Source organism: Curtobacterium sp. VKM Ac-2861, from assembly GCF_013204965.1.
Classification (GTDB): Bacteria; Actinomycetota; Actinomycetes; order Actinomycetales; family Microbacteriaceae; genus Curtobacterium.
Genome location: NZ_JABMLA010000011.1, coordinates 15,183 through 41,772, shown reverse-complemented (window position 1 = coordinate 41,772; position 26,590 = coordinate 15,183). Strand labels below are relative to the sequence as shown.

General features: G+C 70.0%; 28 protein-coding genes. 19 read left to right on the top strand and 9 right to left on the bottom strand.

The genetic code is table 11. The features are described 5' to 3' along the window. Positions 1-235: 235 nt before the first annotated feature. Positions 236-1,252, top strand: coding sequence for a zinc-binding dehydrogenase (locus HQQ88_RS19110; RefSeq protein ID WP_173171099.1), 1,017 nt, complete (start codon positions 236-238; stop codon positions 1,250-1,252). After that, entirely contained in the window at positions 1,252-2,055 is an 804-nt protein-coding gene (locus HQQ88_RS19105; RefSeq protein WP_173171096.1) for a hypothetical protein, read from the top strand. Before HQQ88_RS19110 ends, HQQ88_RS19105 begins: the two co-directional genes overlap by 1 nt. Here HQQ88_RS19105 and HQQ88_RS19100 read toward each other — a convergent pair. Together HQQ88_RS19100 and HQQ88_RS19095 are read right to left on the bottom strand one after the other, a co-directional pair. After that, positions 1,948-2,610: a response regulator transcription factor gene (locus tag HQQ88_RS19100; RefSeq protein WP_123293819.1), complete on the bottom strand. Its 663-nt coding sequence runs from the start codon at positions 2,608-2,610 to the stop codon at positions 1,948-1,950. The genes HQQ88_RS19105 and HQQ88_RS19100 overlap by 108 nt on opposite strands. Then, positions 2,607-3,785: a sensor histidine kinase gene (locus HQQ88_RS19095; RefSeq protein WP_123293818.1), complete on the bottom strand. Its 1,179-nt coding sequence runs from the start codon at positions 3,783-3,785 to the stop codon at positions 2,607-2,609. Before HQQ88_RS19095 ends, HQQ88_RS19100 begins: the two co-directional genes overlap by 4 nt. A 146-nt stretch (positions 3,786-3,931) precedes the next feature. Between HQQ88_RS19095 and HQQ88_RS19090 the strand changes: the two genes are divergently transcribed. The 4 genes from HQQ88_RS19090 to HQQ88_RS19075 all read left to right on the top strand — a co-directional run bounded on the left by HQQ88_RS19090 (position 3,932) and on the right by HQQ88_RS19075 (position 6,615). Further along, the gene (locus HQQ88_RS19090; protein ID WP_173171093.1) at positions 3,932-4,492 is read left to right on the top strand and encodes a hypothetical protein; all 561 of its coding nucleotides are present in this window, start codon (positions 3,932-3,934) and stop codon (positions 4,490-4,492) included. 16 nt (positions 4,493-4,508) lie between these two features. Further along, positions 4,509-5,033 (top strand): hypothetical protein, encoded by a 525-nt coding sequence (locus tag HQQ88_RS19085; RefSeq protein ID WP_173171090.1) that lies wholly within the window; start codon positions 4,509-4,511, stop codon positions 5,031-5,033. Between the two features lie 62 nt (positions 5,034-5,095). Beyond that, positions 5,096-5,647 carry a cysteine hydrolase gene (locus tag HQQ88_RS19080; protein WP_173171087.1) on the top strand — a complete coding sequence of 184 codons (552 nt, stop codon included), beginning with the start codon at positions 5,096-5,098 and terminating at the stop codon, positions 5,645-5,647. Positions 5,648-5,784: 137 nt separating this feature from the next. Further along, positions 5,785-6,615 (top strand): SDR family NAD(P)-dependent oxidoreductase, encoded by an 831-nt coding sequence (locus tag HQQ88_RS19075; RefSeq protein ID WP_173171084.1) that lies wholly within the window; start codon positions 5,785-5,787, stop codon positions 6,613-6,615. Positions 6,616-6,646: 31 nt separating this feature from the next. On the opposite strand, the gene HQQ88_RS19070 is transcribed toward HQQ88_RS19075, so the two are convergent. Beyond that, a complete protein-coding gene (locus HQQ88_RS19070) occupies positions 6,647-7,282 on the bottom strand; it encodes a TetR/AcrR family transcriptional regulator (RefSeq protein ID WP_123293812.1) in 636 nt (211 codons plus the stop codon). Between the two features lie 132 nt (positions 7,283-7,414). Here HQQ88_RS19070 and HQQ88_RS19065 point away from each other — a divergent pair, with 132 nt between their 5' ends. The 4 genes from HQQ88_RS19065 to HQQ88_RS19050 all read left to right on the top strand — a co-directional run bounded on the left by HQQ88_RS19065 (position 7,415) and on the right by HQQ88_RS19050 (position 11,073). Next, positions 7,415-8,368 (top strand): chlorophyllase, encoded by a 954-nt coding sequence (locus tag HQQ88_RS19065; RefSeq protein WP_173171081.1) that lies wholly within the window; start codon positions 7,415-7,417, stop codon positions 8,366-8,368. Further along, a complete protein-coding gene (locus tag HQQ88_RS19060; RefSeq protein ID WP_131921153.1) occupies positions 8,365-9,342 on the top strand; it encodes an SDR family NAD(P)-dependent oxidoreductase in 978 nt (325 codons plus the stop codon). Before HQQ88_RS19065 ends, HQQ88_RS19060 begins: the two co-directional genes overlap by 4 nt. A gap of 31 nt (positions 9,343-9,373) precedes the next feature. After that, the gene (locus HQQ88_RS19055) at positions 9,374-10,243 is read left to right on the top strand and encodes a PrsW family glutamic-type intramembrane protease (RefSeq protein WP_173171078.1); all 870 of its coding nucleotides are present in this window, start codon (positions 9,374-9,376) and stop codon (positions 10,241-10,243) included. A 77-nt stretch (positions 10,244-10,320) separates the two neighbouring features. Next, entirely contained in the window at positions 10,321-11,073 is a 753-nt protein-coding gene (locus HQQ88_RS19050) for a CPBP family intramembrane glutamic endopeptidase (RefSeq protein ID WP_216835159.1), read from the top strand. Positions 11,074-11,119: 46 nt separating this feature from the next. Here the strand turns inward: HQQ88_RS19050 and HQQ88_RS19045 are convergent, their stop codons facing one another. Beyond that, positions 11,120-11,959 carry a helix-turn-helix domain-containing protein gene (locus HQQ88_RS19045; protein WP_173171075.1) on the bottom strand — a complete coding sequence of 280 codons (840 nt, stop codon included), beginning with the start codon at positions 11,957-11,959 and terminating at the stop codon, positions 11,120-11,122. A gap of 104 nt (positions 11,960-12,063) precedes the next feature. Here HQQ88_RS19045 and HQQ88_RS19040 point away from each other — a divergent pair, with 104 nt between their 5' ends. From HQQ88_RS19040 to HQQ88_RS19025, 4 genes are all read left to right on the top strand, one after another. After that, positions 12,064-13,011, top strand: coding sequence for an NADP-dependent oxidoreductase (locus tag HQQ88_RS19040; RefSeq protein ID WP_173171072.1), 948 nt, complete (start codon positions 12,064-12,066; stop codon positions 13,009-13,011). 28 nt (positions 13,012-13,039) lie between these two features. Further along, complete coding sequence (locus HQQ88_RS19035; protein ID WP_173171069.1) at positions 13,040-13,378, top strand: hypothetical protein; 339 nt, start codon at positions 13,040-13,042, stop codon at positions 13,376-13,378. A gap of 136 nt (positions 13,379-13,514) precedes the next feature. Next, the gene (locus tag HQQ88_RS19030) at positions 13,515-13,889 is read left to right on the top strand and encodes a DUF2255 family protein (RefSeq protein WP_173171066.1); all 375 of its coding nucleotides are present in this window, start codon (positions 13,515-13,517) and stop codon (positions 13,887-13,889) included. 128 nt (positions 13,890-14,017) lie between these two features. Then, positions 14,018-14,917, top strand: a complete 900-nt coding sequence (locus HQQ88_RS19025; protein ID WP_173171063.1) for a helix-turn-helix transcriptional regulator — start codon at positions 14,018-14,020, stop codon at positions 14,915-14,917. Between the two features lie 24 nt (positions 14,918-14,941). Here the strand turns inward: HQQ88_RS19025 and HQQ88_RS19020 are convergent, their stop codons facing one another. Beyond that, a complete protein-coding gene (locus tag HQQ88_RS19020; protein ID WP_216835155.1) occupies positions 14,942-16,315 on the bottom strand; it encodes an MFS transporter in 1,374 nt (457 codons plus the stop codon). A gap of 79 nt (positions 16,316-16,394) precedes the next feature. Here HQQ88_RS19020 and HQQ88_RS19015 point away from each other — a divergent pair, with 79 nt between their 5' ends. From HQQ88_RS19015 to HQQ88_RS19000, 4 genes are all read left to right on the top strand, one after another. After that, the gene (locus HQQ88_RS19015) at positions 16,395-17,996 is read left to right on the top strand and encodes an alpha-L-fucosidase (protein WP_173171060.1); all 1,602 of its coding nucleotides are present in this window, start codon (positions 16,395-16,397) and stop codon (positions 17,994-17,996) included. Positions 17,997-18,174: 178 nt separating this feature from the next. Then, a complete protein-coding gene (locus HQQ88_RS19010; protein ID WP_307860918.1) occupies positions 18,175-18,801 on the top strand; it encodes an ABC transporter permease in 627 nt (208 codons plus the stop codon). Positions 18,802-18,803: 2 nt separating this feature from the next. Then, a complete protein-coding gene (locus HQQ88_RS19005) occupies positions 18,804-19,583 on the top strand; it encodes an ABC transporter permease (protein ID WP_123310133.1) in 780 nt (259 codons plus the stop codon). Continuing rightward, positions 19,583-20,521, top strand: coding sequence for an ABC transporter substrate-binding protein (locus tag HQQ88_RS19000; protein WP_173171058.1), 939 nt, complete (start codon positions 19,583-19,585; stop codon positions 20,519-20,521). Before HQQ88_RS19005 ends, HQQ88_RS19000 begins: the two co-directional genes overlap by 1 nt. Here HQQ88_RS19000 and HQQ88_RS18995 read toward each other — a convergent pair. The 3 genes from HQQ88_RS18995 to HQQ88_RS18985 form a co-directional block, all read right to left on the bottom strand. After that, positions 20,514-20,912 carry a hypothetical protein gene (locus HQQ88_RS18995; RefSeq protein WP_173171055.1) on the bottom strand — a complete coding sequence of 133 codons (399 nt, stop codon included), beginning with the start codon at positions 20,910-20,912 and terminating at the stop codon, positions 20,514-20,516. The genes HQQ88_RS19000 and HQQ88_RS18995 overlap by 8 nt on opposite strands. A gap of 288 nt (positions 20,913-21,200) precedes the next feature. Further along, entirely contained in the window at positions 21,201-23,228 is a 2,028-nt protein-coding gene (locus tag HQQ88_RS18990) for an alpha/beta hydrolase domain-containing protein (protein ID WP_123340219.1), read from the bottom strand. Positions 23,229-23,307: 79 nt separating this feature from the next. Then, entirely contained in the window at positions 23,308-24,777 is a 1,470-nt protein-coding gene (locus HQQ88_RS18985) for an MFS transporter (protein ID WP_123340218.1), read from the bottom strand. A gap of 169 nt (positions 24,778-24,946) precedes the next feature. Between HQQ88_RS18985 and HQQ88_RS18980 the strand changes: the two genes are divergently transcribed. Continuing rightward, positions 24,947-25,591 (top strand): TetR/AcrR family transcriptional regulator, encoded by a 645-nt coding sequence (locus HQQ88_RS18980; RefSeq protein ID WP_123671905.1) that lies wholly within the window; start codon positions 24,947-24,949, stop codon positions 25,589-25,591. A gap of 273 nt (positions 25,592-25,864) precedes the next feature. Here the strand turns inward: HQQ88_RS18980 and HQQ88_RS18975 are convergent, their stop codons facing one another. Continuing rightward, on the bottom strand, positions 25,865-26,563 hold the full coding sequence (locus HQQ88_RS18975; protein WP_173171052.1) for a GntR family transcriptional regulator: 699 nt from the start codon (positions 26,561-26,563) through the stop codon (positions 25,865-25,867). Between the last annotated feature and the right edge of the window lie 27 nt (positions 26,564-26,590).

Genomic DNA, 26,590 nt, shown 5'->3' with positions numbered 1-26,590 from the left:
TAACTGTTACCAACGAGAGCAGGGATGAACGCATGCGCCCCTTGTGGTGGCCCCGAGGGCCATTGACGGCGGCCACGATCCGTCGACCAGAGCGGACGGGAGGCACATGGCGGGCCCGCCACGGGCCTCCCGTCCGATGACCCGGCGCTACTGCGATCGCAGTACGTGCGCAGGTCGCCGTCTTGGTCAGATGGTTCCGTCCCGAGCCGCCCGTGCTCGTGACGTGAGGAGCACCATGCGCACCGTCGTCGTCACCGGCCCCGGATCCGTCGAGATCCGCGACGAGCCCGTCCCCGAGGTCGGCCCCGCCGACGTCCTGATCGCCGTCAAGGCGTGCGGGGTCTGCGGCTCCGACGCCTTCTACGCCGCGCGCGGCGGCATCCCGCCGCGTGAGGGGCACACGTCCCTCGGGCACGAGGTCGCCGGAGAGGTGGCCGTCGTCGGCGACGCGGTCGAGGGCATCTCCGTCGGGGACCACGTGGTGGTGAACCCGATGGGCGACCCACGCGGGATCATCGGCAACGGCGGCCCCACCGGCGGGCTCTCCGAGTTCCTGCTCGTCGAGCAGGCCGTGCTCGGCACCAGCATCGCCCTGGTCCCGAAGGAACTGCCCTGGCAGGTGGCCGCGCTCAACGAGCCGATGGCGGTCGCCCTGCACGCCGTGAACCGGACCGCGCCGCAGCCGGGCGACACGGTCGTCGTGTTCGGTGCCGGCCCGATCGGGCTGGGCGCCGTGATCAGCTACAAGGCGCTCGGCGTCGGGCACGTGGTCGTCGTCGACGTGATCGCGTCGCGGCTCGAGAAGGCCCTGCTCGTCGGAGCCGATGCCGTCGTGAACTCGGCGGACGAGCCACTCGACGAGCGCCTGATCGCCCTGCACGGCGAAGCACGGGACGGCGTGGGGCACGGCGGGAAGTCCGGCACCGACGTCTGGCTCGACGCCGCCGGGGTGCCGGCCACCGTGCAGACGGCGCTGCGCCTGGCGAAGCACCGCGCGACGATCGGCGTCGTGGCCGTGCACAAGCGGCCCGTGGAGGTCGACTTCGGTGACCTGCTGGCCGTCGAGCCGACGATCGTGACCGCGATGGGGTACCCGACCGAGATCTTCGACGTCACCGAGCACATCATCGCGAACCCCGAGGCGTACGCGCAGATCGTCAGCGACGTCTTCCCGGCGAGCGACGTGCTCGAGGCCCTCCGGGTGGCTGCGACCCCCGGGGCGGCCGACAAGGTCGTCGTCACGTTCGACTGATGCCGGTGACCAGGAAGGTCGCCGTGCAGTACGCCGTCACGGTGTGGCGGGATCGGCCGCGCCGCGGGCTCGTGCTCGCCGTGCTGTCGGTGCCGAGCAGCCTCGTGATGGCGGGGTGGAAGGTCGTCCTGTTCTGCGCGGCCCCCTCGTTGTTCCTCGCCGCGACAGTGGTCTTCACGCTCGGGGTCGCGGCCGCGAAGGTCTGGGCCGTCCGTCGGCACCGGCTGTCGTTCGCGTTCGATGCGGCGAGCGGCGACCGGATGCGGTTCCGGCAGGCCGGACACCGGTGGATCGGGGGTGCGGTGACCGCGATGTCGGTCGTGTTCGTCGGGTGCAGCGTGCCGATGCTCGTCGGGCGGGCGCACCCCGTGCACTACGACCAGTGGGTGGCGATCGTCATCGCGGCGGCGACGTTCGCGGAGCTGGGCATCGGGGTCTGGGGTGCGGTAACCGCGCGCAAGGACGGGGAACCACTCGTCGAGGCGACGAAGCTCGTGAACGTCGCCGCCGCGGTGATCCTGCTCGTGCTGACCCAGTCGGCCCTGCTCTCGTTCGCGGGCAGCACCGAGGACGCTGCTGCGTCCACGGGTGCGAGCGGGGTGTTCCTCGGCGGCGTGGCTGCGGTGATCGGGCTCGCGATGGCGCTGCGACGGTTCCCGGAAGCGCCGGCGGCGAGGGTTCGGCCCGCGGCGACCTCAGTCGACCAGGCCGGCCTGGAACGCGAACGCCACGAGTTGGGCCCGGTCGCGGGCGTCGACCTTCGCCATGGCCCGGTTCACGTGGGTCTTGACCGTGAGTGGTGAGAGGAAGAGCTCGGCGCTGATGGCGTCGATGCCCTGACCTCGGCTGACCATCACCACGACGTCGCGCTCGCGAGCGGTGAGGGCCTCGAAGCGCCGGGTCATCTCCGGGTCGACGGAGGACGCGGGGGTGCGGGCGACCTGTCCGATGAGCGCCGCTGCGGCCGCCGCGGACAGCGCCCCTCCGCCCGCTGCCACCTCCTCGATCGCGGCGACGAGTTCTGCGGGTCCCGCGGCCTTGCTGAGGAACCCGTTCGCCCCGGCACGCAGCGCCGCGAAGACGAGTTCGTCCTGGTCGAAGGTCGTCAGCATGACGATGCGCACCTGCTCGGCGGTGCGCTCGGCGCGGATCCGTCGGGTCGCCTCGACCCCGTCGATGCCCGGCATCCGGATGTCCATCATGATGACGTCCGCCGGGACCGACAGCGCCGTCTGCACCGCGACGAGCCCGTCCCCGGCCTCGCCGACGACCTCGATGCCGTCCTGGCGGTCGAGGATCGCACGGAGCCCCAGTCGGATCATGTCCTGGTCGTCGACCAGGATCACTCGTGTGGTCATCGTGCTCCGTTCGCGGTGGGCAGGCGGACGCGGACGACGAACAGGACGCCGTCCGCCGCGGCCTGGACGGACCCTCCGACGGCGGCGACGCGCTCGCGCATGCCGACTAGACCGAGCCCGCTGCTCCGGCCTGCGACGGGGTCGCTCGCCGGGGTCCGCCGGCGGGGGTTGCGGACCTCGAGGACCAGGTCGTCACCGGCGCGGGCGAGTGTGACGGTCGTCCGGCCCTCGCCGTGCCGGTGGGCGTTGGTGAGCGACTCCTGCACCACCCGGTAGACCGTCACACCGATCGGCACGGAGACCGGGCCGACGTCGTCCAGTCGGGCATCGACGTCGAGGCCGATCCGTTCGTACGACGCGATGAGTCCGGGGAGCTGCTCGATGCCGGGGGCCGGAGCCGTCGGGTCGTCGAGGTCGGCGCCGCTGCCCGACGCCGAACGGAGCACCGTCAGGACGTGCTGGGTCTCCGTCAGGACGTTCCGCACGCCGTCCCGGGCGGCATCCAGCGCACGCCGGGCCTCGTCGGCCCCGGCGGGCAGGGTGACCTCGGCGACCCCGAGCTGCATGCTGACCACCGCGATCTCGTGCCCGATGACGTCGTGCAGGTCCCGCGCGATCCGGACGCGTTCCTCGGCCACGCGGCGCTCGGCCTCGAGTTCCCGCGTGGCGACGGCATCGGCGGCGCGCTGTTCCAACGACGCCCGGTACTGGTGCTGTACCCGCAGCCCCGAGCCGATGGCCGCCGCGGCGACGACGGAGATGAGGGCGCCGAGGGCGGTCGGTACCGCACCGCCCTCCCCCGGCGCGAGGAGCGTGCCGATGACCACGCCGGGAGCGACGATCGCCGCGGCGCGGACCGGGTGCCCCTGCCGCGAGGACACCGCGAACAGCAGCAGCACCGCGCAGCTCCAGGTCACGATCGGCGACCACCCGGACAGGCCACCGAGCACCGGCGCGACCGTGGCGAGGCCGAGCGCCGTCCACGGTGTCCACGGCGCCGCGACGACGGCGAGCACGGTCGCGGCGACCGCGATGCCAGGACCCGGGCCGGCATCGGCCGCGATCACCCGGCCCGACTCGATCGCGCACGCGAGCAGGACGACGGCGGCGGTGCCGCGGAACACCCAGCGGTCGTCCGGACGCCACGAACCCCAGATCGCTCGCAGTCGCCGCATGCACTCATCCTGTCGTGCGGGTCAGCGGTCCGGCTACTGCGAACGCAGTAGTCGGGGGTACCACCGATCGGGGACCTGCCCGCGGCCCGTCCCCGGGACGATCGACACCAGGCCGGAACGATCCGGCACCGACCGGAGGACCCACCATGATGCTGACGAACACCGCCGCTCCCGCTGCCACCACGTACGACTACTGCACGGTCGACGTCCCGCGCGGCAAGGACGCCCTGTACGCGGACACCTACCGCAACTTCGGCTGGACGTCCGACGGCTCGGACCGGACGGGCGCACTGAACCGCCGGCGCACCCTCGGCCTCCGCCGCGACCGTGCCGTCCGCTCCGTCGAACTGACCGAGCTCCAGCAGAACGCCGAGACCGCCCTGGCCACGATCGACGCGCTCGAACGCTCCCGCACGACCGCGGCGTCGGTGGTCGCGTACGCGCTCGGCGCGATCGGCAGCGTCCTGCTGGCCGCTTCGGTGTTCGCCGTGCAGGACACCGTGACGGTCCCCGACCTGCTCGGCGGGCTCGACCCGGTCACGGTGTTCCTCGTCGGGGCTGGTGGGCTGGTCAACTGGGCGATCGCTCCCGTGGCCTTCCAGCTCGTCCGCGCGGCGCGCACCAAGCGGATCCGTCCGGCCGTCGACCGCCAGTTCGACGTCGTCTACGGCGCGTGCGAGGCGGCCAGTCGCCGCCGGACCGCCTGAGCGCGGGCCGAGCCCGATGACGAACACCATCGCCCGGGAAGACGCGGTCCTGCACGCGCCGGTCCCCCGCCACATGGAGACCCGGGTGCTGTACGCACCGACCGCGTTCGTGCCGCTCCACCGGCACACCCTGGAGCAGTTCGGCTGGACGGTGACCGTGCAGGGCGGACGGCTCGGCACGACGTCCCTGCTGCTCCAGCGTCTGCGCACCCGGCCCGACCCGGCACGACCGCTCCTCGAGCGTCGTGCTGAGCGGGCGCTGGCCCGGATCGCCGCCCTCGAGCAGCAGCCGGCCCGGTTGGCTGGTGTGGTCGCCACCGCGGGTTCCGCGGTCGCCGTGCTGGCGGTCGCGCTCGGCGGTCTGCTCGCCCTCGGCGGGGACCCGACGCTCGTGCCGGTCCTCGTCGGTGCCGGCGTGTGGATCGCCGCCGTGGCCGCTGCGCCCGGCATCCGGTCGTGGCGCACCGAGCGGAACCAGACCGCACTCAGCCGGGAGTACGCCGCGATCGACGCGTGCACGCACCCACCGACCGGCCGGTGACCGCGACCGGGATACCGCAGACGCAGTACGCACCGCGCCCGACGATCGAGCACCCTGGACCGGTGACCCGCACCCGCACCGAACGCACCGCCCTGATCGTCGTCGACCTGCAGGCCGGGACCGCGCCGTACCAGCGCACCCACCCCGTCGAGACCGTCGTGGCCAACGTCGAGACCCTCGCCCGCGCCACCCGTGGTGGCGGCGGCACGGTGGTGTTCATCCGCCACGACCCTGCCGCGACCCCGGCAGGCGCGACCCAGTACGGCGGCGGCCCCCGCCCGGCTCCGGTCGCCTACGGCTCCCTGCTGCTCGAACGGGCCGACGCCGACGGCAACCTGACCCGCGGCGGGTGGAGCGCCTTCGCCGGCACCGGCCTCGACGAGCGGCTGCGCGCCGACGGCGTCACCGAGGTGGTCGTGGTCGGCCAGGCGACGACCTTCGGCGTCGAGTCCACGGCTCGGGCCGCGTACGACCTGGGCTACGACGTCGTCCTCGTCGAGGACGCCACCAACGACCCGGACCCGGACGCCCACGCCGCCCGGTTCCGGTCGGTGTTCCCCGCCCTCGGCGTCGTCGTGCAGACAGCCGACCTGGCGGGGCCGGGCGCGGCCTGAGCGGCGACCGGGCGGCGGACGGGAGGCCCGTGGCGGGCCCGCCACCTGCCTCCCGTCCGTCACGTGCACCGTTCAGGGCCGACCCTGTAGGACGGACGGAGCCGAGCGCACGCTCGCCCCGACCCGAGGAGCACCCCATGGCCGCGACGACCATCGTCATCACCGGCGCCAGCGACGGCATCGGCGTCGCCGCTGCGCGGGAGCTCGTCCGCCGCGGGAACGAGGTCGTGGTGGTCGGTCGCAACCCTGCCAAGACCGAGCGGGTCGCCCGCGACCTCGGCGTCGACCACTTCCTGGCCGACTTCTCGGACCTGTCCGCCGTCCGGGGGCTCGCCGACGACCTGCTCGAACGCTGCCCGCGGATCGACGTGCTGGCCAACAACGCCGGCGGCATCTTCAGCGCGGGCCGCCAGGTCACCGTCGACGGTCACGAGCTGACGTTCCAGGTCAACTACCTGGCACCGTTCCTGCTCACGGAGCTGCTGATGGACCGGCTCGTCGCGTCCGGCGGAACGGTCATCAACACCTCGAGCGTCGCGAACAAGCTCTTCGGCCACGTCGACATCGACGACCTCGACGCCGAGCGGCACTTCCGGGCCACCAAGGCCTACGGCGACTCGAAGCTCGAACAGATCCTGTTCACCAAGGAACTCGACCGCCGGTACCGCGACCGGGGCGTGACGTCGACGGCGTTCCACCCCGGCACGATCAGCACCGGGTTCTCGAACGACAAGACCTCACCGATGTACCTCGTGTACCACACGCCCCTGCGCCACGTGTTCCTGACGACCCCGGAGAAGGGTGCCGACACACTCGTGTACCTGGCCGACAACAACCCCGGTCGCGACTACCCGACCGGCGAGTACTACGTGAAGCGCAAGGTGGCGGTACCGAACGCGCAGGCCGAGGACGCCGACCTGGCCCGAGAGCTGTGGGACCGGACCGTGGCGATGCTCCACACGGCCTGACCGGGCGCGCTCCGCGTCGGTCGTCGGCGCGCTACGCGTCGGTCTCCGGCGCAGGGGTGACCGGCGGCTGCGCCTGCCGCAGGCCGGTGACCAGCAGCGTCACGATCGTCCGCACGTCGTAGTCCGGGTCCTGGGGGCTCCACGCGACCAGGTCGCCGACGGCGCGGAGCAGCTGGTACGGCGACACCGACGCGACCACCTCGCCCGATGCGCGAGCGGCGTCGAGCATGCGGCCGAGCACGGGGACGAGCTCGTCGACGAACAGCGTGTGCAGCGCGGTGAAGCCGTCGGCGTCGCCCTCCCACACCCGCGCCAGGCCGTGTTTCGTGCCGAGGAAGTCGACGAACTGGTGCACCCAGCGCAGGATCGCGTCGAACGACGTCGGCGCCGAGTCGAGCAGCACGGGGCCGGCCTCGGCCAGGGCCTCGATCTGGTGCCGGTACACGGCGACGACCAGGTCCGAGCGGGTCGGGAAGTGCCGGTAGAGCGTACCCACCCCCACGCCGGCGGCGGCGGCGACCTCGCGCACCGGCGCACCGACTCCGGACGCCGCGAAGACACCGGCCGCGGCGTCGAGGATCGTCCGCTCGTTCCGTTCGACGTCGCGGCGACGCCGGGGCGGCGCGGTGTCGTTCGAGGGCGCGGTGTCGTTCGACGGCGTGCTCATCCCCCGATCATCGCACGACCTGCGCCCGGAACGGAACGCCGATCCGTTTCGCTTGCAATCCGGAGCGCTGTTCCGTATCGTTCCGGAACGTCGCTCCGTTTCGTGCGACGACCGCTTCCGGAAGGACTCCCGATGCCAGCAACAGCACCGCTCCCCCAGGTGATCAGCGTGCGCCCCGTCACCCGGCCCGCGCCGTCACGCGGCCACGACCTCGAGGTCCGGATCACCGCCCCGATCAGGGGCACCGAGCTTCCCGTGATCGTCTTCGCCCACGGCTTCGGGCAGTCGATGACCGGCGGCGATCCCCTCGTCGACCACTGGACCGCCAACGGGTTCGTCGTCGTCCAGCCCACGTTCCTCGACTCGACGCAGTACGGCCTGACGCTCGACGACCCGCGCTACCCGACGATCTGGCAGACCCGGGTCGACGACCTCGAGCGGGTCATCGACGACCTCGACGTCCTCGTCGCCGCCGTCCCCGGTCTCGCGGGACGTGTCGACCAGGCGAACCTCGCGGTCGCCGGGCACTCGTGGGGCGGCCAGTCCGTCGGCATGCTCCTCGGCGCCCGGGTGATCGGGTCGGACGGACAGCCCGGCGAGGACCGCACCGACCACCGCGTGCGGGCCGGGGTCCTGCTCTCCACCACCGGGTTCGGTGGAGCCGACCTGACGCCGTTCGCGCAGGAGCACTTCCCCTTCATGAGCCCGGACTTCAGCCAGCTGCGCACCCCGTCGCTCGTCGTCGCCGGGGACCACGACCAGTCCCGGCTCTCCACGCGCGGGCCGGACTGGTTCACCGACGTGTACCACCACAGCCCCGGCGCCCGGCACCTGGTGACGGTGCACGGCGGGGAGCACCTGCTCGGCGGCATCCAGGACTACGCGTCCACCGCCACGACCGACGAGAGCCCGGAGCGCGTGGACCTGGTCCGCCGCACCACGACGGCGTTCCTCCGGACGGCGCTCGGGCTCGACGCCGACGCGTGGTCCGCGACGGCCGATGCCATCGCCTCTGCTGAAGCCGGCGACGCCGTCGGCCACATCGACGCAGTCGGCCACATCGACTCGAAGGAGAACCACTCGTGATCACCGACCAGCGCCCGCTCCCCACCCCCTTCACCGCATCGTCCACCGCCACCGACGTCCTCGACGGCGTCGACCTGACCGGCCGGGACGTCGTCGTCACGGGCGGTCACGGCCGCCTCGGACGCGAGACCAGCCGCGCCCTCGCAGCCGCCGGCGCCACGGTCACCGTCGCGTCCCGCGACACCGACCGCGCGAGCGCCGCCGTCGCCGGCATCCCCGGGGTCCGGGTCGAGCAGCTCGACCTGACCGACCCGGCGTCGATCGACGCCTTCGCCGCACACTGGACGGCCTCCGGGCGCCCGCTCCACGCCCTGGTCAACAACGCCGCGATGCTCTTCACGCCGGACCGGCGGCTCGACGCCCGCGGCAACGAGCTGTCGTTCTCGACGTCCCACCTCGGGCACTTCCGGCTCACGCGGGCGCTCCTCCCTTCCCTTCTGGAGGCCCGTGGTGCGCGGGTCCTGAACGTCACGTCCGGCGCCGCCCGCTTCGGGCAGATCCGGTGGGACGACCCGGCGTTCGCCAGCGGCTACGACGCCGCTGCGGCATACGGGCAGGCCAAGCGGGCGAACGTGCTGTTCGCGGTCGAGCTGGACCGCCGGTACGCCGACCGGGGCATCCGGTCGTTCGCCGCACACCCCGGAGTGATCATCGGCCCGGGTCCGCACGACGAGTCCCGGATCGCCTCGTACCGCGAGCAGGGGCTGGTCGACGAGGACGGTACGACCGTCGTCGATCCAGAGCGCGGTAAGAAGACGATCGAGCAGGGGGCGGCGACCCTCGTGTTCGGTGCCGCGAGCCCGCTGCTCGACGGCGTCGGCGGGGTCTACCTGAAGGACAGCGACGTCGCGGTGATCGACGACGAGGTCCGGCCGCTCACCGCGGACAGCATCCCGTCGGATGCCAACTCGGCGATGCTCGACGCCGACGACGCCCGGCGGCTGTGGGAGGTCAGTGTGCGGCTGACCGCGTGACGCCGTCGTGCCCGCTGGTAGCTTCGGTCCCATGACGCGACCCCGAGGGACCGCACCACTCATCGTCGGCCTCGGGGGCGCTGCCGCCGGTGCTCTCCTCGGGTACTGGGGTGGCACCCTGATGCTCTCCGGCGGCCGCGAGGCCACGGTCGGAGACGGCCTGCCGCCGTACTCGCTCGTGGTGGTGGTCATCGCCGCGATCATCGGCATCGGGGTCCCGCTCGTGGCCATCGGCTGGTACTTCCGGCAGAAGGTCTCCCTGGCCGGACTGCCCCACCGCGTGCAGGCGCTGTGGCTCGGCCTCGTCTGGGGGACCATCGCGATGCTGCTCGCCGGAAGCCTGAACGGCATCGCGAGCCTGCTGCCCGGCGGCCATGTCTGGCCGGGGTTCGTCGAGGAGTTCCTGAAGCTCCTGGTGCCCGTCATCCTGCTGCTGTCGTCCCGCACGTACCGGTCGCCGCGACTGGCGGTGTGGCTCGTGTTCATCGCCGCGGCCTGGTTGGGGTTCCTCGAGGGCATCAGCTACATCATCACCTCGCTCGACCCGATCCTCGACGGCGCGAAGGCACCGTCCGATGCGCCGTTCATCATGATGATGGACGTCATCGTCCGCATCATCGCCGAGGTCTCGCACCCCCTGATCACTGTCGGCGCAGCGGTCATCATCTGGCTCGCCGCGAAGACGCTGCCGACGGGCAGGGCGATCGGCGTCGGCGTGCTCGCGTACTTCGGTGCCGCTGCGATCCACGGCCTCAACGACGCCGTGATCGACGGGCCGGTCCGCGACTGGAACGTGCCGGTCAGCATCGTCCTCGAGGCCCTGTACGTCGTCGCGGTCTTCGTGTTCTGGTTCCGGCCGCAGGTACGACGTCTGCAGGCCGACGGACCAGTGCACCGATGACCGACTCCGCCGGTACCTTCTCTTCGGGTGCAGACGACATGCACCACAGGGCGATGCAACGCACGAGGGGACACACCATGGCCACAGGGGCTCGACGCTACGGCAGGGCGATCGAACGGCAGGACGGTCGGGACTTCCCGTTCTACGACGGAGACCCGATCCGGATCCCCGCATGGCAGTGGGTGACCATCGTCGTCGCGTGCGTGGCCGGCATCACCGTGCTGAGCTTCTACCCGGCGGCGGACAACGTCCAGTCGCTCGTGCCACGGTTCCTCTTCACCGCGATCATGCTCGCCGTCCTCATCGCCTTCACGAGACGACACTGGGCGCGCATCTTCCAACGCACCACTGCACGTGACTTCGGCACCATGATCGTGTTCGCGATCCTCAGCCTCATCGTGTCGTTCACGGTCGGGATCATCGTCAAGGCGATCTTCGGCACCAACGCCAACACCGCGACCGACGGCATCCACGGCGCGGGTGAGATCGTCGCGTTCTACGTCGGGACCGCGATCCAGCTGTTGGGCGAAGAGCTCTTCACGATCCTGCCGTTCCTGGCGGTCATGGCGCTGTGCCACCGCATCGGACTCACCCGCACCCAGGGCATCCTCATCGCCTGGCTCGCGACCGCGATCTGGTTCGGTGCAGCGCACCTGCCGACCTACGGGTGGAACTTCGCGCAGGCGTTCCTGATCATCGGCATCGCACGACTGGTCCTCACGCTCGCCTACATCCGCACGAAGAACATCGCGGTCAGCACCGGCGCGCACATCATCAACGACTGGGTGCTCTTCACCGCCGCGATCATCGGGGCGACAGCGAGCGCCTGAACGGTGCTCCGGTCGTCGGCTGACCTGGTCAGCGTCAGCGTCAGCGTCAGCGGTGCGGAGTGCGCTCGGCGAGCTGGCGCAACCGTTCCTCGGACACCGACCCAGGTTCCGCTGTCCACAGCACGATCAGCTGGTCGTGGTCCATCGCCGACGCCAGAATCTCCCAGTCGAGCTCGACCGTACCGACGACCGGGTGACGCAGGGTCTTCCGCCCGGTCCCGCGACCGGCCACGGCGTGGGCAGCCCAGATCTCCCGGAACTCCGGGAAGTCAGTCGACATCCCGTCGACGACCCGGCGGAGCTCGGCGTCGTCGGGGTACCGCGCGCTGTCACCCCGGAGCTGAGCGATGGCGAGCTCGACCACCTCTGACCAGTCGGCGTACAGGGCTCGCATGGCCGGGTCCGCGAACAACAGCCGGATGAACGTGCGGTCCGCCGTCGGGATGGCCCCGAAGTCGGTGATGAGCGCGGCACCGAGCCGGTTCCAGCCGATGATCCGCGTCAACCGTCCGAGGACGAACGCAGGCGTCGTCGCGAGGTCGTCCAGCGCGCGTTGCAGCGCCGGTTGCACCGTCTGCACGCGCGGCAGTGGCGGAGCAGCCTCAGCCTTCCCGGTGAGGTCGGTCAAGTACGCCCGGTGCTCGTTCGTCAGACGCATCACGTCGGCGAGGTCTGCCAGGACCGGAGCGGACACCGCGATACGGCCTTGCTCGATGCGCGTGTAGTACTCGACGCTGATCGACGCGGCCTGCGCGACTTCCTCCCGACGGAGGCCCGGCACACGTCGCCTCACGTCCGCAGGGATCCCGAACGCCGCCGGGTCGAGTTCCGCACGCCGAGCACGCAGGAAGTCACCGAGCTCTGCTGCGCGCACGTCGATCGCCACGTCGGGCAGTCTGCCACCGGCCGGAGGGGGGAGGGATCCGTGCCTCCACAGCGCGGGCGCCGGCTGGCATCGTCGGGGACATCCCCGACCACGAAGGAGCCACCATGAGAGCGTTCGGTCTGACCGAGTACGGAGCACCCGCTGTGCTGCGCGAGGTGCAGCTGCCAGAACAGCACGCGGGACCGGGCGAGGTCCGTGTCCGGGTCCGCGCCGCTGCCGTGAACCCCGTCGACGCCATCATCCGATCCGGAGGGTTCGCCGGCAACGACCGTGCGATCGCCGAACCCGTCGTCCCCGGCACCGACGTCGCCGGCGTCCTCGACGAGGTCGGCCCGGAGCAACCGGAGGGGTTCGACCTGGTCGTCGGCGACTCCGTCACCGGGTTCGTCGTACCGGACGGGAGCCACGGTGGTTACTCCGAACGGATCGTCCTGCCGACCCTGTCGGTGACCCGGATGCCGTCGAGCGGCTCGTTCGCCCGAGGGGCGGCGTTCCTGTCGAACGCACTCACCGCGGAGATCACCCTCGAACACCTCGCCCTGGAGCCCGGCCAGACCCTCGCCGTGACCGGTGCGACCGGCGCCGTCGGCGGGTACCTCGTGCAGCTCGCCGCCGCGCGCGGCATCACCGTCATCGCCGATGCGCGCCCCGCCGACGCACAGCGTGTCCGTGGCCTGGGTGCGGCGGTCGTCCTCGACCGTGACACGGACTTCACCGCAGGGGTCCGGGACGCCACGAACGGTCGCGGTGCCGACGCAGTCGCGGACCCAGCGGTCCTGACCGACCAGGTCGTCGACGCTGCTCGCGACGGCGGGCAGGTCGCGTTCTACCTGCCGACCGACGTCGACCCGGGCCGCGGGATCAGCGTGTTCGGGTCCTACGTGATGCGCTCGAACCTCCGGCACGATGCCATCGAGCGGCTCGCCCGATCCGTCGAGCGGGGCGAGCTCACGGCCGACGTCGCCGATGTCGTCCCCGCTGCCGACGCTGCCGCCGCCCACGAACGGCTCGAACGGGGCGGTCTGCGCGGCCGGCTCGTCCTCGAATTCTGATCCCTACGATCCCCCGAAGGAACACCGCATGGACACCACCGCAACCCTCCCCGCCGTCGGACAGACCTGGCTCGCCGACCTCGGCCCGGACACCCCCCTCGGACACTTCACCGTCGAGATCACCTTCGACACGGAGACCCAGGTCACCTTCCACGTCACCGGCGGTGCCATCGCCGGACGGACCGAGACGATGCCGTACACGACCACGAAGGTGCGGGACGGGCTCTACGCCGTCCGGTGGACGGAAGCCGACGCGGGCGACCACGTCACCCACATCGAGGACTACGACGCCGGGACCTGCATGGCCAGCTCCGTGGTCGGCGGGGAGTTCATCCAGCTCAGCGGCACCTGGACACGCGTCCGCTGAGCGTCGCGCTCACCACCAGAACGGTGCCTGCGGCTGGTACGGCGCCGCCGAGAGGTGCTCCACGAGGGCATCCCTCGACCGTCCACCCCCTCGTACGGTGGTGGAGCAGAGCACTGGCCCGACGAACAGGATGCACATGTCCGACTGGAACCCCGACACCATCGCGGCGATCGCCGCCTCCGACGACCTCCACGTCAGCCCCTTCCGGGCGGACGGCACGACGTACGGCACGCCGACCTGGATCTGGTCGGTCGTCGTCGACGACGACCTCTACGTCCGCGCCTACAACGGGCAACGTTCCCGCTGGTACCGCTCCGCGATCGAACAGGGCGCCGGCAGGATCAGCGCCGCAGGGACGGAGCACGAGGTGGTGTTCGAATCCATCGGCCCCGACCTGAACAGCCGGATCGACCTCGCGTACGAGACGAAGTACGCCGGCAGCCCGTACCTCCCTCCGATGCTGCAGGACGGCCCCACCTCGGCGACCGTCCGGATCAGTCCGCGCGCGTGATCACGCGCGGGGCGCGTTGGACGCACCACAGATCGGACGGGAGGCGCGGTGCCAGCTGACACCGTGCCTCCCGTCCGGTGTCCTGGCAGTGCACCCCGCGCCCCGGCGCGGCCTCGTAGGGTCGCCTCATGAGCACGAACCGCGACGACGTCAAGGACTTCCTCGTCAGCCGCCGTGCCCGGGTCCGCCCGGACCAGGTGGGCCTGCCCGGTGGGCCCAACCGGCGCGTGGCCGGCCTCCGCCGCAGCGAGGTCGCGATGCTCGCCGACGTCAGTGTGGAGTACTACTCGCGGCTCGAGCGCGGCAGCCTCGCCGGCGTCTCCGACGGCGTCCTGCACGCCATCGCCGGTGCGCTGCTCCTCGACGACGCGGAGCGCGACCACCTGTTCGACCTCGCACGAGCGGCGAACGCCTCCCCGGTCCGTGGACAGCGCCGTGCAGCGACGCCGAAGACCCTGCGCGTCGGGCTGCAGTACACGCTCGACGCGTTCACCGGCGGGCCGGCGTTCATCCGCAACGACCGACTCGACCTGCTCGGTGCGAACGCACTCGGCCGGGCGCTCTACGCGGACCTGTTCCGGAAGGCGGAGCGGCCGAACCTCGCTCGCGCCGCCTTCCTGGACCGGGACTGGGCCGACGCGTTCCACCCGGACTGGGACGTCGCCGCCGACCAGAGCGTCGCGATCCTCCGCACTGCGGCCGGCCACGACCCCCACGACGAGGACCTGCAGGCGCTGATCGGTGAGCTCTCGACGCGCAGCCCGGAGTTCCGGGCGAAGTGGGGCGTGCACGACGTCCGTCGGCACGCCACGGGCGAGAAGCACTTCGTCCACCCCGTCGTCGGTGCTCTCGACCTGCACTTCGAGGGGTCGCGGCTCATGAGCGACCCGGGTCTGAGTCTGCTCCTGTACAGCGCGGAGCCCGGCTCCCCGACCGCGGACGCGCTCCGGCTGCTCGGTTCGGTCGCTGCGACCGACCGACGCGACGCGGTGGACGCCGCTGGGCGTGGCGCGGCCGACCGGAGCTGACCCTGCGTCGACACGACGTACCGGTCACTCGGTCCGGATGCGCATCGAGGCCAGCGCCGCGACGACCAGCACGGCGGCCGCCACCACGAAGCTGGTCTGCGTCCCGACGACGAACTGCGACCGGTCGGCCAGGAACGCCCCGAAGACCGCGATCGCCACCGCCCCACCGACCTGCCGGAAGGTGTTGAACACCGCACTCGCTGTCCCCGACCGTTCAGCGGGGACGCTGGCGAGGACGACCGACGTCGCGGGCGGCATCGCGACCGATCCGCCCGCGCCGGTCAGGATCGTGCACACCGCGACCGCGGCGATGGAGTCGTACGGGGCGAGCACGATCATCACGACGAGGCCGATCGCCATCGTGGTGAGTCCCGCGACCACGGGGACCCGAGCGCCGAACCGGTTCACGAGGGTGCCGCTGACGATGTTGCCGACGATGCTGAACGCTGCGGACGGCAGGAACACCAACCCTGCTGCCAGTGGCGACAAGCCGAGGTGCTGCTGCAGGTAGAGGCTCAGGACGAAGACGCTGCCGAAGTTGCCGACCATGAACGCGAACCCGACGCCGAGCGCGATCCGCATCCCACCGGAGCGGAACAGGTCGAGCGGCATCATCGGGCTCCGACCGTGGGCCTGCACCAGCAGGAACCCGACGACCGCGGCAGCAGCGACGAGCAGTGCGACGACCACGTCCCAGCGGCCGAAGCCGGACGCACCGCCTTCGATGAGCCCGAAGACGAGGCCGCCGAGCGCGAGCAGGGCGAGGACCTGACCTGCCGCGTCGAACCGGGCCGCTCGTCGAGGCGACGGTGCCACCCGGACGAGCATGCCGAGCATCACAGCGCACACCGGCAGGTTGATGGCGAACACGAGGCGCCAGTCGAGCGTCGTCAGCGCGCCGCCGAGGATCGGCCCGACCGCCCCGGCGACCGCACCGCCGACGGCCCAGATGCCGAGGGCGTGCGCCCGCTCGCGCGCCTCGGGGAACGCCTGGCGGATGAGCGCCATCGACGCGGGCAGCATCACCGCGGCGGCCGCGCCCTGGACCGCACGCGCCGCGATCAACGCGCCGAGCGACGGGGCGAGGGCACACGCGACGGACGCCACGAGGAACCCCGCGATGCCCCAGCCGATCGCCCGCTTCGCGCCCATCCGTTCGGACAGGTTGCCCGCGAACAGCAGCAGCGAGGCGAACAGCAACGTGTACGCGTCGATCACCCACTGCAGCCCCGACGTGCTGCCGCCGAGCTCCCGCCCGATCGTCGTCAGCGCCACGTTCACGATGAGGATGTCGAGCGTGATGAGGAAGAAGCCGAGCGAGGCGAGCACGAGCGTCAGCCGCGCAGCTCGGTGCGGGCCTCGATCGGTCGGGACGTCGGCTGTGGTCGGAGCGGTCACGGTTCGATGCTCTCCTGGCCGCGCTCGTCGGGGGATGCCCTGACCGGGAACCCCTCGCGACAGATCGAACAGACATAGGATGTCTCACGCTCCCGACATCGCCGTCGCGAGCCGCCGCAACCGATCGGAGCACGTCGTGCACGAACCGCTCACCCCGCTGGACCCGGCCACGCTGCCCGAGCCCGTGGACGTTTCGGACAACTCCGCGGCCCTGGCCGCGGTCGACGCCGTCGTGCGCTCGGGCCCGTACGACGCGACCTGGACATCGCTGCAGCAGTACCGCGCACCGCTCTGGTACCAGGACGCCAAGTTCGGGATCTTCGTCCACTGGGGCGTCTTCTCGGTCCCCGCGTTCCGGAACGAGTGGTACTCCCGCGACATGTACCGCGCCGGCACGCCGGAGTTCGCCCACCACGTCGAGACCTACGGCCCGCACGACGCGTTCGGGTACAAGGACTTCATCCCCTCGTTCACGATGGAGCACTTCGACGCCGCCGACTGGGTGCGGGTGTTCCGCGAGGCCGGCGCGCAGTTCGTCGTCCCGGTCGCCGAGCACCACGACGGCTTCGCGATGTACGACACCGACCGCTCCCGCTGGAGTGCCGCGCAGCTCGGGCCCGGGCGTGACGTGTTCGGCGAGCTCCTCGTCGCCGCGGACGAGGCATGGATGGTCCGTGGCGCGTCGTCCCACCGTGCCGAGCACTGGTTCTTCATGAACGGCGGGACGAAGACCCCGTCGGACGTGCTCGATCCGCGGTTCAGCGACTTCTACGGGCCAGCGCAGCGCGAGGAGACCGCCCCGAACGAGCGCTTCCTGGAGGACTGGCTGCTCCGCACCGTCGAGCTCATCGACAAGTACCGCCCGCAGGTGCTCTGGTTCGACTGGTGGATCGAGCAGCCCGCGTTCCAGCCGTACGTCCGGACCCTCGCGGCCTACTACTACAACCGCGCCGCCGAGTGGGGCCGCGAGGTCGTCATCAACTACAAGTGGGAGACCTTCGCCCCGGGCAGCGCCGTGTACGACATCGAGCGTGGAGCGATGGCCGGCACACCGGAGACCGTCTGGCAGAACGACACCGCGATCGCGAAGACCGCCTGGAGCTGGATCGAGGGCCACGACTACAAGACCGTCCGCGACCTGGTCGCCGAACTCGTCGACGTGGTCGCGAAGAACGGTGTGCTGCTGCTCAACACCGGGCCGAAGGCCGACGGCACCCTGCCCGAGGACGAGGTCCGCATCCTGCGGGGCATCGGCTCGTGGCTCGCGGTGAACGGCGAGGCGATCTACGGCACCCGGCCGTGGACGATCTCGGGCGAGGGGCCGACCACTCGTCCCGCGGGTTCGTTCGTCGACGCCGACACGGTCGAGTACACCGCCGAGGACGTCCGGTTCACCACGCGCCACGACGTCACCGGCGACGCCGTCTACGCGACCCTGCTGGCCGATCCCGACGACGGGTCGGCGCGGATCCGGGCGTTCGGGTCGGCCTCGGGCCTGCTCGGCCGCACCATCCGGTCCGTCGCCGTGCTCGGCCACTCCGGCGAGGTCGACTGGGAGCAGCGCCCCGAAGCGCTCGTGGTCGCGCTCGACGGCATCACCAGCGTCGACTCCGGTCCGGTGGTCCGAGTGCGACTCGCGCCGGTGGTCGAGCAGGAGCGGCAGGACTTCCTGCACCAGTGACCGGGGAAGCCGGCCCGGGGACGCCGGCGCGACGATCCGTCGCGGTCAGAACGGTGCGGCGCGACTACTCTGAGGCGGACGGTCGTCCGACGAGGATTGGGATGCTGACCTGAACTGGATCATCGCGAACTTCGGTCTCGTCTGGGGCCTCACCGTCACCCACGCGGGTCTCGCGGCCGTGCCCATCGTCCTCGGGTTCGTCGTGGCGGTGCCGTTGGGGTGGGTGGCGAACCGGTGGCAGGCAGTCCGATCGGTCATCGTCGGCGGCGGCAGTCTGCTCTACACGATCCCGTCCCTGCCGCTCTTCGTGATCCTGCCCTACCTGCTCGGCACCCGCATCACGGATCCGGTGAACATCGTGGTGGGGCTGTCCGTGTACGCGGTCGCCATCATGGTGCGGTTGGCAGCTGATGCGTTCGCCGCCGTCCCGGCGGACGTCGTCGACTCGGCCACTTCGGTGGGGTACTCCGCGTGGGGGCGGTTCTGGACGGTCGAGCTCCCGTTGGCGGGTCCCGTCCTCCTCGCGGGGATGCGGGTGGTCTCGGCGAGCACCGTCGCCCTGGTCTCGGTCGGCGCCCTGGTCGGGTCCGCGAACATCGGGTTCCTGTTCACGGACGGGCGACAGCGTCAGTTCCTCGAGGAGATCCTGGTCGGCGTGGCAGCGAGTCTCTTCGTCGCACTGGTCTTCGACACCGTCCTGGTGGCGCTCGGGCGCGTCCTGATGCCGTGGTCGCGACGGATCCAGGTGCGGTCGCGTCGGTCGCGCCGTCGGGCCGCGTTGGCGACGATCGAACGGGGGGCCTGACCGTGCAGTTCTTCCTCCACGCAGTCGCCTGGCTCCTCGACCCCGCGAACTACCGCCCCGGCCTGCAGACCCCGCTCCCGATCCAGGACCGGATCGGCGAACACCTGCTGTACACGTTCATCTCGGTCGCCATCGCCGCGCTGATCGCGCTGCCGCTGGGCTTGTACATCGGTCACACCGGGCGCGGGCGCAGCTTCGTCATCGCCTTCAGTGGCTCCATGCGCGCGCTGCCGACGCTGGGCCTGCTCGGCACCCTCTTCGTCATCATCGGGATGACCGTGCCGTTCACGCAGACCGCCTTCATCGCGTCCATCATCGCGTTCGTCGTCCTGGCGATCCCCTCGATCCTCGCCGGGGCGTACTCCGGTGTGGAGTCCGTGGATCCGCAGACCGTGGACGCCGCGCGCTCGGTGGGCATGACCGAGTTGCAGATCCTGCTCAAGGTCGAGGTCCCCCTGTCACTGCCGCTGATCATCGGCGGGATCCGCGCATCGGTGCTCCAGGTCATCGCGACCGTCGTGATCGCGTCGTACATCTCGCTGGGCGGCCTCGGCGCGATCATCTCGACGGGCATCAGCCTGAACGACAACGACCTCATCCTCGGTGGTGCGTTGCTCGTGACGGTCCTCGCCCTCGTGATCGACGGCTTGTTCGCCCTCGCCCAACACCTCACCCGCCGCGGCCCCGAGGGGCAGACCCGCCGGCGCCGCACACACGTCCGCGCGCTGCCACTCCGGCGCCGCGCGGTGACGGCACTCTCCGTCGACGAAAGGGACCACTGATGTTCACAGCAGGCACCAGGACACGCATCCTCGCGGGTGTGATCGCGGTCGGGGCGATCGTGGCACTCTCCGGTTGTTCCACCTCAGACCCCACGAAACCGGCGTCGGGCGGAGACGACGGATCCGGCAGCACGCCGATCGTGGTCGGTTCGTTCAACTTCCCGGAGAGCGAGATCCTGGGCAACATGTACGCGCTCGTCCTGAAGGACGCCGGGTTCGACGTGACGACCAAGTTCAACCTCGGCCCGCGGCAGACCACGATCCCCGCGCTCAAGGACGGTTCGATCAACCTCATGCCGGAGTACAACGGCAACCTGCTGTTCTTCTACGACACCAAGGCCACCGCGAAGACGACAGCGGAGGTCGACGCCGCGCTGAAGACCGAGATCCCGAAGGACTTCCAGGTGCTCGAGCCGTCTCCGGCCGAGGACAAGGACGCCTACGTCGTGACCCAGGCCGAGGCCGAGAAGAACGGCCTCACGTCGATCGGTGACCTCTCCAAGATCGAGCCGTTCTCGCTCGGTGCCAATCCGCAGTTCGGCACCCTTCCGTACGGCATCCCCGGCCTCAAGTCGACGTACGGCGTGGACAAGGTCACGTTCAAGTCGATCGAGGACTACGGCGGGCCCGACACGGTCAAGGCACTCGTCGACGACACCGTGCAGGTGGCCGACATCTACACGACGTCACCCGACCTCGTGACGAAGAAGCTGCTCGTGCTGAAGGACCCCGAGAACCTGATCGCGTCGCAGAACATCCTGCCGTTCCTGAACAAGGACATCTACAGCGCGAAGCTCGCGTCGACGTTGAACAAGCTGTCCGAGAAGCTGACGACCGATGACCTCATCGAGCTGCGCAACCGTGTCGAGGGCAGCGAGAAGGCCCAGGCCCAGGCCGCCGCGAAGGACTGGCTGACCAAGGAGGGGCTGCTCAAGTAGCCCGGGAACGACGTCGGGTGCCGCGAGGCGGGTAGAAGCGCGTCAAGTCGGTCGGCGCGACCCCGACGCGCGCCGTGAAGGCTGTCTCGCAGCCAACGCAGCGGAGCGGGAATCGCAGGACCATTCGGTGTCTGCCTTCCGACGGCTTGGTGTGAAGCGCTCGGATGCCATGGATGTGGGGAATGCAGACGTACAGCGCGATCTTCCCCACTGGCGGTTCGCTGTTCACTCGGTAGGCGGTTGCATTCTCTCGGTCGAGTTCCGGCGCAAGCAGCCTTGCCTTCGCAGCCGAGATGTGACCATCCGTGCGCGTGGCGTCCCACACCGCAACGGCGTGAGGCGAAGGCACCTTTCGCACGGTATCGGGCAGCGGGTAGATGTCGAAGGTCATGCGCGTCAGCGAAGCCGGTCGCCGGCCTCCTTGGAGGCGAATGCGCGACGGCCGTGCAATGACCATCAGGTCCCCGATGAGGCGTCGCGCGTTCCACCGGCTTGCTGCTAGCTCCGTTGACCAGGCTGTGCGGCTGGCGCTCGGCCGGCAGCGGGGTCGGGTCGTGATCGTCGGGGCTCATGTGTCTCCACAGGGCTACGCGCGACAGGACCTCCTGCGCGAGCACATTGGTGGATGTGCACTCGGGCCGCCTCGGCGAGGCTGGGTCGTGTCGATCGGAGAAGCGGATCAGGTCGCGTCGATGGCGCGGACGACGATGCGGGCTCGAGCGATGTTGTCGACTCGCGCAAACCGGTCGTCTGCGTTGCCTCCGACCTGAGCGGTCGCGCGAACGGCGATCAGGTAGGTCCCGGGGAACTCGAAACTGCACGCCTCGGAGATCTCGACGGACCCTGCAGGGGTGACCTGCTGGGTCGTGTCGAAGTGTCCGGTGCCGTGAAGATCGGTGACGACGTCGGTGATGATGCCGGCGCGGGTGGTTGCGTGGGCGGTGATCCGCACAGTCACGATCGCTCCGACGCTGACCTCGGCGCGGTCGCTGCCGTCGACGGTGAGGGCGACGATGGGCTGCACGCCACCCCGAGCGGCGTCGTTGGCATCGACGAGCACCTGCCCCTCGTGTACGGCGTACGTCGTGGAGGGGGCCGGGGCGGTGCCCTGCTCCACCCAAGCGCTGAGCTGGCGCAACGCTGCCTGGAGAGCGCCGACGTAGCTGACGGTACGCGTCTCGTGTTCCTGGATGCCGCTCTCGTCGCCGTGCAGCGCGTTGTCGGTGTACCAAAGCCGGAACCGGTCATCGACGTTGTCGCCGATGAACTCGCCGACGCGGGAGCGGTACCAGTCCGCTTGCCAGGGGAAGGCCTCGCGGTCCAGGAGGGAGGCGACGACGATCATGTGGCCGCTGATGCGACCGGTGGGAACGGTTCCGGACGCGGCCGCGGCGAAGAGCGGCCCAAGGAGGACTGGGCGCTGGGGTGGTGCGGGGCTGCCGGCGGCGGTGCGGAACTGGTCCCAGACGATGTAGTCGCTCGAGGGGACCTGGTGGCGGTGGTAGGTCTGCGCGGCGAGGAAGTTGGAGTTGTCGACGAGTACCTCATCGCCCGGGGTCAGCTCGAACGAGCCCTCGCCGGGCTCGAACAGGACGGTGGTTCCGTCCACGCCCGTCAGGCGGAGGAGTTTGCCTGCCGACGGACCGGTGAGGATCGCCAGCTCGGCGCCGAGAGTGAACCCCTCCGGTCGATCGGCAATTCGCGCGCCGATGACCGTTCGCGGCCGCGCTGTCGCCTTGTACGACTCGTCGACTCCGCCGGTGATCGCGGCGGTCTCGGAGTCGGCGGTGAGGAGCTCGACCAGGGTCGTCTTCAGCTGGACGCGGTCGCGGTGTACGGACGAATCCAGGTCGCTTCCGAGGTATCCCTCAGCGCTCCAGAAGTCCTCGGCGTAAGCGGGGTCAGCGTGCATGATGCCGGGGTACAGCACGCTGAACGCGTGCATACCCATGGTTTGCCAGCCGAACCACGAACGAACCGGGAAGCCCATTCGGGTGACTTCGTCGAGAGCAGCCTGCTCCTCCGTGCTGAGCTTGAGGGTGGTCGGATCGCCGCCAGCGTCGAAGGCGTCGACGATTCGCGGGAACGCGTGGCGGAGGAGGCGCTGCGCGTGCATACGCACCGCGAAGACGTTCGGGATGGCCATGGGGCTGCCGATGACGTACGGCACGTAGCCGTCCCAGACGCCGTCGGTGTTCTCGGATGCGCCGATGGTGCGATATCCGCCGCCGCTGCCTCCGTAGAGGTAGCCGTAGACACGCTGCGGTCCGTAGATCCACTCCGCTATCTGACGAGACAGTCGGGCGACCGCCGCATTGGCACGGTAGGCGCCGATGGTCGGGTCGATCCCGGACATGGGGTTCGCGGCTCCGGGGCCGCCGCCGTTGGTCTCGATGTAGTAACCGCCGCTGGCGAGAGTGAACGGAACCGGATTCTCGTCAGTGAGCTGCTGCTGCGCGAGGTTCTCGCTCTGAGGCACCGGGGTCACGTGCTGGAAGAACCGGCCTTCGAACTGGTCCTGCGTGGGCAGGTACAGCGAAAAGCGGGTGTCGCTGTCGGCGAATCCGCCGTGGATGTAGCGATGGTGAGCGGGGGTCTCTCGCCATTCGTCGACGTCGACATAGGGCTGAGCGAAGGCCTCATCCACTGGGTCGGGCGTGAGCGCGAGGTCCTCGAGGGACTCGTCGGTGGAGGAGGAGAGCGTCATCAGTGTTCCTTCGAAGGTGGTGAGCTGGGGGCGGGAGTGACGAGGTGTGCGGGGCCGGCCGCTCCGCACACGTCCTGGTTCACTTGTCGGCCGAGTGTTCATCGGTCGAGGTGCGCACGGTCCCGGGAACAGATTCGGGCTTGACCGTGTCGACCTTCGGGTCGTCAGCGGTGATGACGGCCAGGCTCTGAGTGATGGTTGGGAGCATTTGCTCGAACTTGCGGTACGGCCGCATCACGAGCACCACGCCGATCCAGAGGACGGCGGGGAACGCGCCGGCAAGGAGGACAATGCCGGTGACGGCCGAGGGAGACTGAGTCTCGGCGGTCCCGTCGTAGCCGACGACGCCGAGCACCCAACCGGTCGCGGCGCCACCGGCCCCAGCACCCAACCGCACGAAGAACGTCGTGATGGCGCCCATCGTGCTCTCGAGTCGACGGCGCCCGCTCCACTGGTTGTAGCTCGCGTTGTCGATGACGAGGAGCTGCGTGAGGAAGGTGATGGGGAGGATGCCCAGACCGCTGAGAGCGCTGGAGATGAGGATCAGGATCAGGTTGCCGTTCGCGACGATCATGAGTGCGCCGGCGAGGACGCCGGCGATCGCACCGGTTGTGATGATGGTGCTGACCTTGAACTTCTTCATCAGGCGGGGGAAGAACAGCATCGAGGGCAGGATGAGGACAGGGATCAGCCCGGTGAAGCTCATCAGCGAGATATCGCCGACGACGTACTTGAAGTAGTAGACCGCGATCCCGGTGCCGCCGGCGAGAGAGCTGACGAAGCTGATTCCGGCGATGATCCAGATGTAGTGGTTCGTGGTGAGCACCTCGCGGATGTCGCGGAAGGTGACCTTCGGGGCGTCCTCGGCTTCGGTCTGGTACCTCTCCTTGAAGAAGAGGAAGCGGCCGAGACCGATCAGCGCGAGGGGGATCGCGAGGTAGAGCGCGAGCATCGACCAGGCCGGTGCGCTCGTGCCCGCCTGGGCGAGGAAGACGGGGAGGGCGACGTTGAAGACGACGACTCCGACGGTGGTGAAGAAGCCGGTGCGGGTCGACACCTTCGCGACGAGGACGCGCGAGTTGAAGGCGCGCGCGAGGTAGAGGTAGTCGTTCGCGCCGAGGAGCGATGTGAAGACGACGTTCGCCATCACCAGCCACACGAAGAGCCAGACCGTTTTGCCGACATCGTTGAAGTCGGGGGTCGAGAACAGCGCGTACGTCGCGACCCAGACGCCGACGATCGCCAGCTCGTAGGGGCGGGCTTTCCCCCACCGAGTCTCGGGGGTGCGGTCCACGAGCCAGCCGGAAATGACCACGACCACGGCCTCGAGCAGCTTGCTGACCAGAGCGAGGGTACCGAGAACGGCGGGGTTGAGTCCGAGGACGTCGGTGCCGTAGAAGACCCACATCCCCAAGAAGAGGTAGTTGACGGCGCCGGAGAGCCCGGTGGTCGTCCACGCGAGTCCCGCGCCGGTGGAAAGGCGGTCGGGATCGCTGCGGCGGCTGACCTTCCGAGCAGCGCGAGCGGTGAGGCGTGACGTCGTTGTCATCGGGTTCCTTCGGTGGAAGTGGGTGTCTGGGTAGACGGCCGGAGCCGGCAGCACCGGGATCCGAAACCAGAGTGAACCACACCATTCGACTCCAGGGCAACACTTTTTGATCGACGGCGAGTGTCAAACCTTCGTGAACACTCTGGATTCGCTGACCTATGCTGATCGGATGACGACGACGACGCCCGGGAAACGCGGCCCCTACGCCTCCACCACAAAGCGGCGGCAGACGATCGTGCAGGCCGTGGTGGAACTCGTCGACGAGCTTGGACACGAGAACGTCACGACGGCGCTCGTGTCGCAACGATCCGGGACCAGCGAGACGACAGTGCTCTACCACTTTCCCTCGAAGGACCACCTTCTGGTTGCCGCCCTGGGGGCGATCGAGGACGACGAGGCGGACCGCGCCCATGTCACGCTCGAAGACACGCTCTTGGACGCTCGCGCGTTTCGTAGGCTTGCGGACCCCGATCCCCACGATCCCCGGTTTCGCCTACTGAACTCGATGAAGGGATCTGCGTCGTTGGCGGGCCATCCGGCAGCGGAGTACTTCGCGCAACGCAACGCGCGGATCGTCGACCTCTTCGCTCGACTGCTCGAGCACAGCCAGAAAGCCGGCCTGGCACACCCCAACGCCGACCCGTGGCTAACGGCGCGACAGGTCATCTCCGTCTGGGATGGACTGTCGCAACTCTGGGTGTCCGACCCTTCGTTCGATCTCGGAGCCGCTGTCGAGGACGCTGTTTCCAAGCTGATCGGTCAGAACCTCATGGAGATCCAGAAGCTTCTCGGCACCTCCTTCAACTCGAGCTAGGGCGTGTCTCCGAAACCTCGTGTGGATTCTTGACCCGCCCCGCCTCAGCCGTGACGGAGTTGCGCCGCGCGGTCTCCGACTGGACCCCTGGTTGACGTGAACCTTCGAACGGGCTCGGAATGGCCTTGAGGGCCAGTCCAGAGGAACCCACGATCCCACCAACGGTAGTCGCGGGCGAGTGGCTTCGTCGCTGAGGGAAAGCGCCGGTAGAGGGAGCCGCTGCGACCCCCTCGCACGGGCAAGCCTGCGTGTTCGTCCGCAAGGCACCTCCGCTCATGACCCTGAACCGGGGTTCCGTCGCAACGTGTTGCTGATCACGATGAGGTCGCCCCGGTAGTACCCGACCGCGAACTCGATCGGTCGGCCGGTGGCGTCCGTGAGGAGCCGATGCTGCACCAGGAGCGGCGCGGACGGCTCGGTGGCGAGCAGCTCGGCGACCGCCGGGTCGGCCGGCACCGCCCCGGTGCGCACCGCGGCTTCACCGAGTTCGATGCCCGCCGCCTCGAGGAACCCCCACGTACCCGCATCCACGCCGGGTGTCTCCGCCCCGGGCTCCCGCAAGCCGAGGTCACTCCTGAAGTAGCTGGTCCACAAGACAAGGGGATCACGCGACGCCGTGATGCGTTCCCACCGGATGACCGGAGTCCCGCCTGGAACGACCAAGTTGTCCGCGACCACTTGCGGCGCGGGGACGAGCTCCCAGGAGAGCTTCCGGTAGTGGATCGCATTGCCCTCGACGGTGCTGTGTCCTGGCTCGCCGATCGCGCGTAGCTGGTTGAGGTGGTGGACGATCACGTGCGCCGTAGGTTCCGTTCCCTGGCCGCGGACTCGTCGGATGAGTCGCTCCGACACAAGGAGATCGAGCGCCTCGCGGACCACGTTCCGGCCGACCTGGTGTCGCCGGATCAGTTCGTCCTCGGACGGCAGCGCGGCAATCCCGCCGTTTCCGCGGAGCAGTTCGTCGCGGAGCATGTCGCGCAGCAGCCGTGCGCGGTGATG

Coding starts and splice junctions, on each gene's coding strand:
- HQQ88_RS19110 (WP_173171099.1), top strand. CDS start 236: ATGCGCACCGTCGTCGTCACCGGCCCCGGATCCGTCGAGATCCGCGAC.
- HQQ88_RS19105 (WP_173171096.1), top strand. CDS start 1,252: ATGCCGGTGACCAGGAAGGTCGCCGTGCAGTACGCCGTCACGGTGTGG.
- HQQ88_RS19100 (WP_123293819.1), bottom strand. CDS start 2,610: ATGACCACACGAGTGATCCTGGTCGACGACCAGGACATGATCCGACTG.
- HQQ88_RS19095 (WP_123293818.1), bottom strand. CDS start 3,785: ATGCGGCGACTGCGAGCGATCTGGGGTTCGTGGCGTCCGGACGACCGC.
- HQQ88_RS19090 (WP_173171093.1), top strand. CDS start 3,932: ATGATGCTGACGAACACCGCCGCTCCCGCTGCCACCACGTACGACTAC.
- HQQ88_RS19085 (WP_173171090.1), top strand. CDS start 4,509: ATGACGAACACCATCGCCCGGGAAGACGCGGTCCTGCACGCGCCGGTC.
- HQQ88_RS19075 (WP_173171084.1), top strand. CDS start 5,785: ATGGCCGCGACGACCATCGTCATCACCGGCGCCAGCGACGGCATCGGC.
- HQQ88_RS19070 (WP_123293812.1), bottom strand. CDS start 7,282: ATGAGCACGCCGTCGAACGACACCGCGCCCTCGAACGACACCGCGCCG.
- HQQ88_RS19065 (WP_173171081.1), top strand. CDS start 7,415: ATGCCAGCAACAGCACCGCTCCCCCAGGTGATCAGCGTGCGCCCCGTC.
- HQQ88_RS19055 (WP_173171078.1), top strand. CDS start 9,374: ATGACGCGACCCCGAGGGACCGCACCACTCATCGTCGGCCTCGGGGGC.
- HQQ88_RS19050 (WP_216835159.1), top strand. CDS start 10,321: ATGGCCACAGGGGCTCGACGCTACGGCAGGGCGATCGAACGGCAGGAC.
- HQQ88_RS19040 (WP_173171072.1), top strand. CDS start 12,064: ATGAGAGCGTTCGGTCTGACCGAGTACGGAGCACCCGCTGTGCTGCGC.
- HQQ88_RS19035 (WP_173171069.1), top strand. CDS start 13,040: ATGGACACCACCGCAACCCTCCCCGCCGTCGGACAGACCTGGCTCGCC.
- HQQ88_RS19030 (WP_173171066.1), top strand. CDS start 13,515: ATGTCCGACTGGAACCCCGACACCATCGCGGCGATCGCCGCCTCCGAC.
- HQQ88_RS19025 (WP_173171063.1), top strand. CDS start 14,018: ATGAGCACGAACCGCGACGACGTCAAGGACTTCCTCGTCAGCCGCCGT.
- HQQ88_RS19015 (WP_173171060.1), top strand. CDS start 16,395: ATGTCTCACGCTCCCGACATCGCCGTCGCGAGCCGCCGCAACCGATCG.
- HQQ88_RS19000 (WP_173171058.1), top strand. CDS start 19,583: ATGTTCACAGCAGGCACCAGGACACGCATCCTCGCGGGTGTGATCGCG.
- HQQ88_RS18995 (WP_173171055.1), bottom strand. CDS start 20,912: ATGACCTTCGACATCTACCCGCTGCCCGATACCGTGCGAAAGGTGCCT.
- HQQ88_RS18990 (WP_123340219.1), bottom strand. CDS start 23,228: ATGACGCTCTCCTCCTCCACCGACGAGTCCCTCGAGGACCTCGCGCTC.
- HQQ88_RS18985 (WP_123340218.1), bottom strand. CDS start 24,777: ATGACAACGACGTCACGCCTCACCGCTCGCGCTGCTCGGAAGGTCAGC.
- HQQ88_RS18980 (WP_123671905.1), top strand. CDS start 24,947: ATGACGACGACGACGCCCGGGAAACGCGGCCCCTACGCCTCCACCACA.
- HQQ88_RS18975 (WP_173171052.1), bottom strand. CDS start 26,563: ATGCTCCGCGACGAACTGCTCCGCGGAAACGGCGGGATTGCCGCGCTG.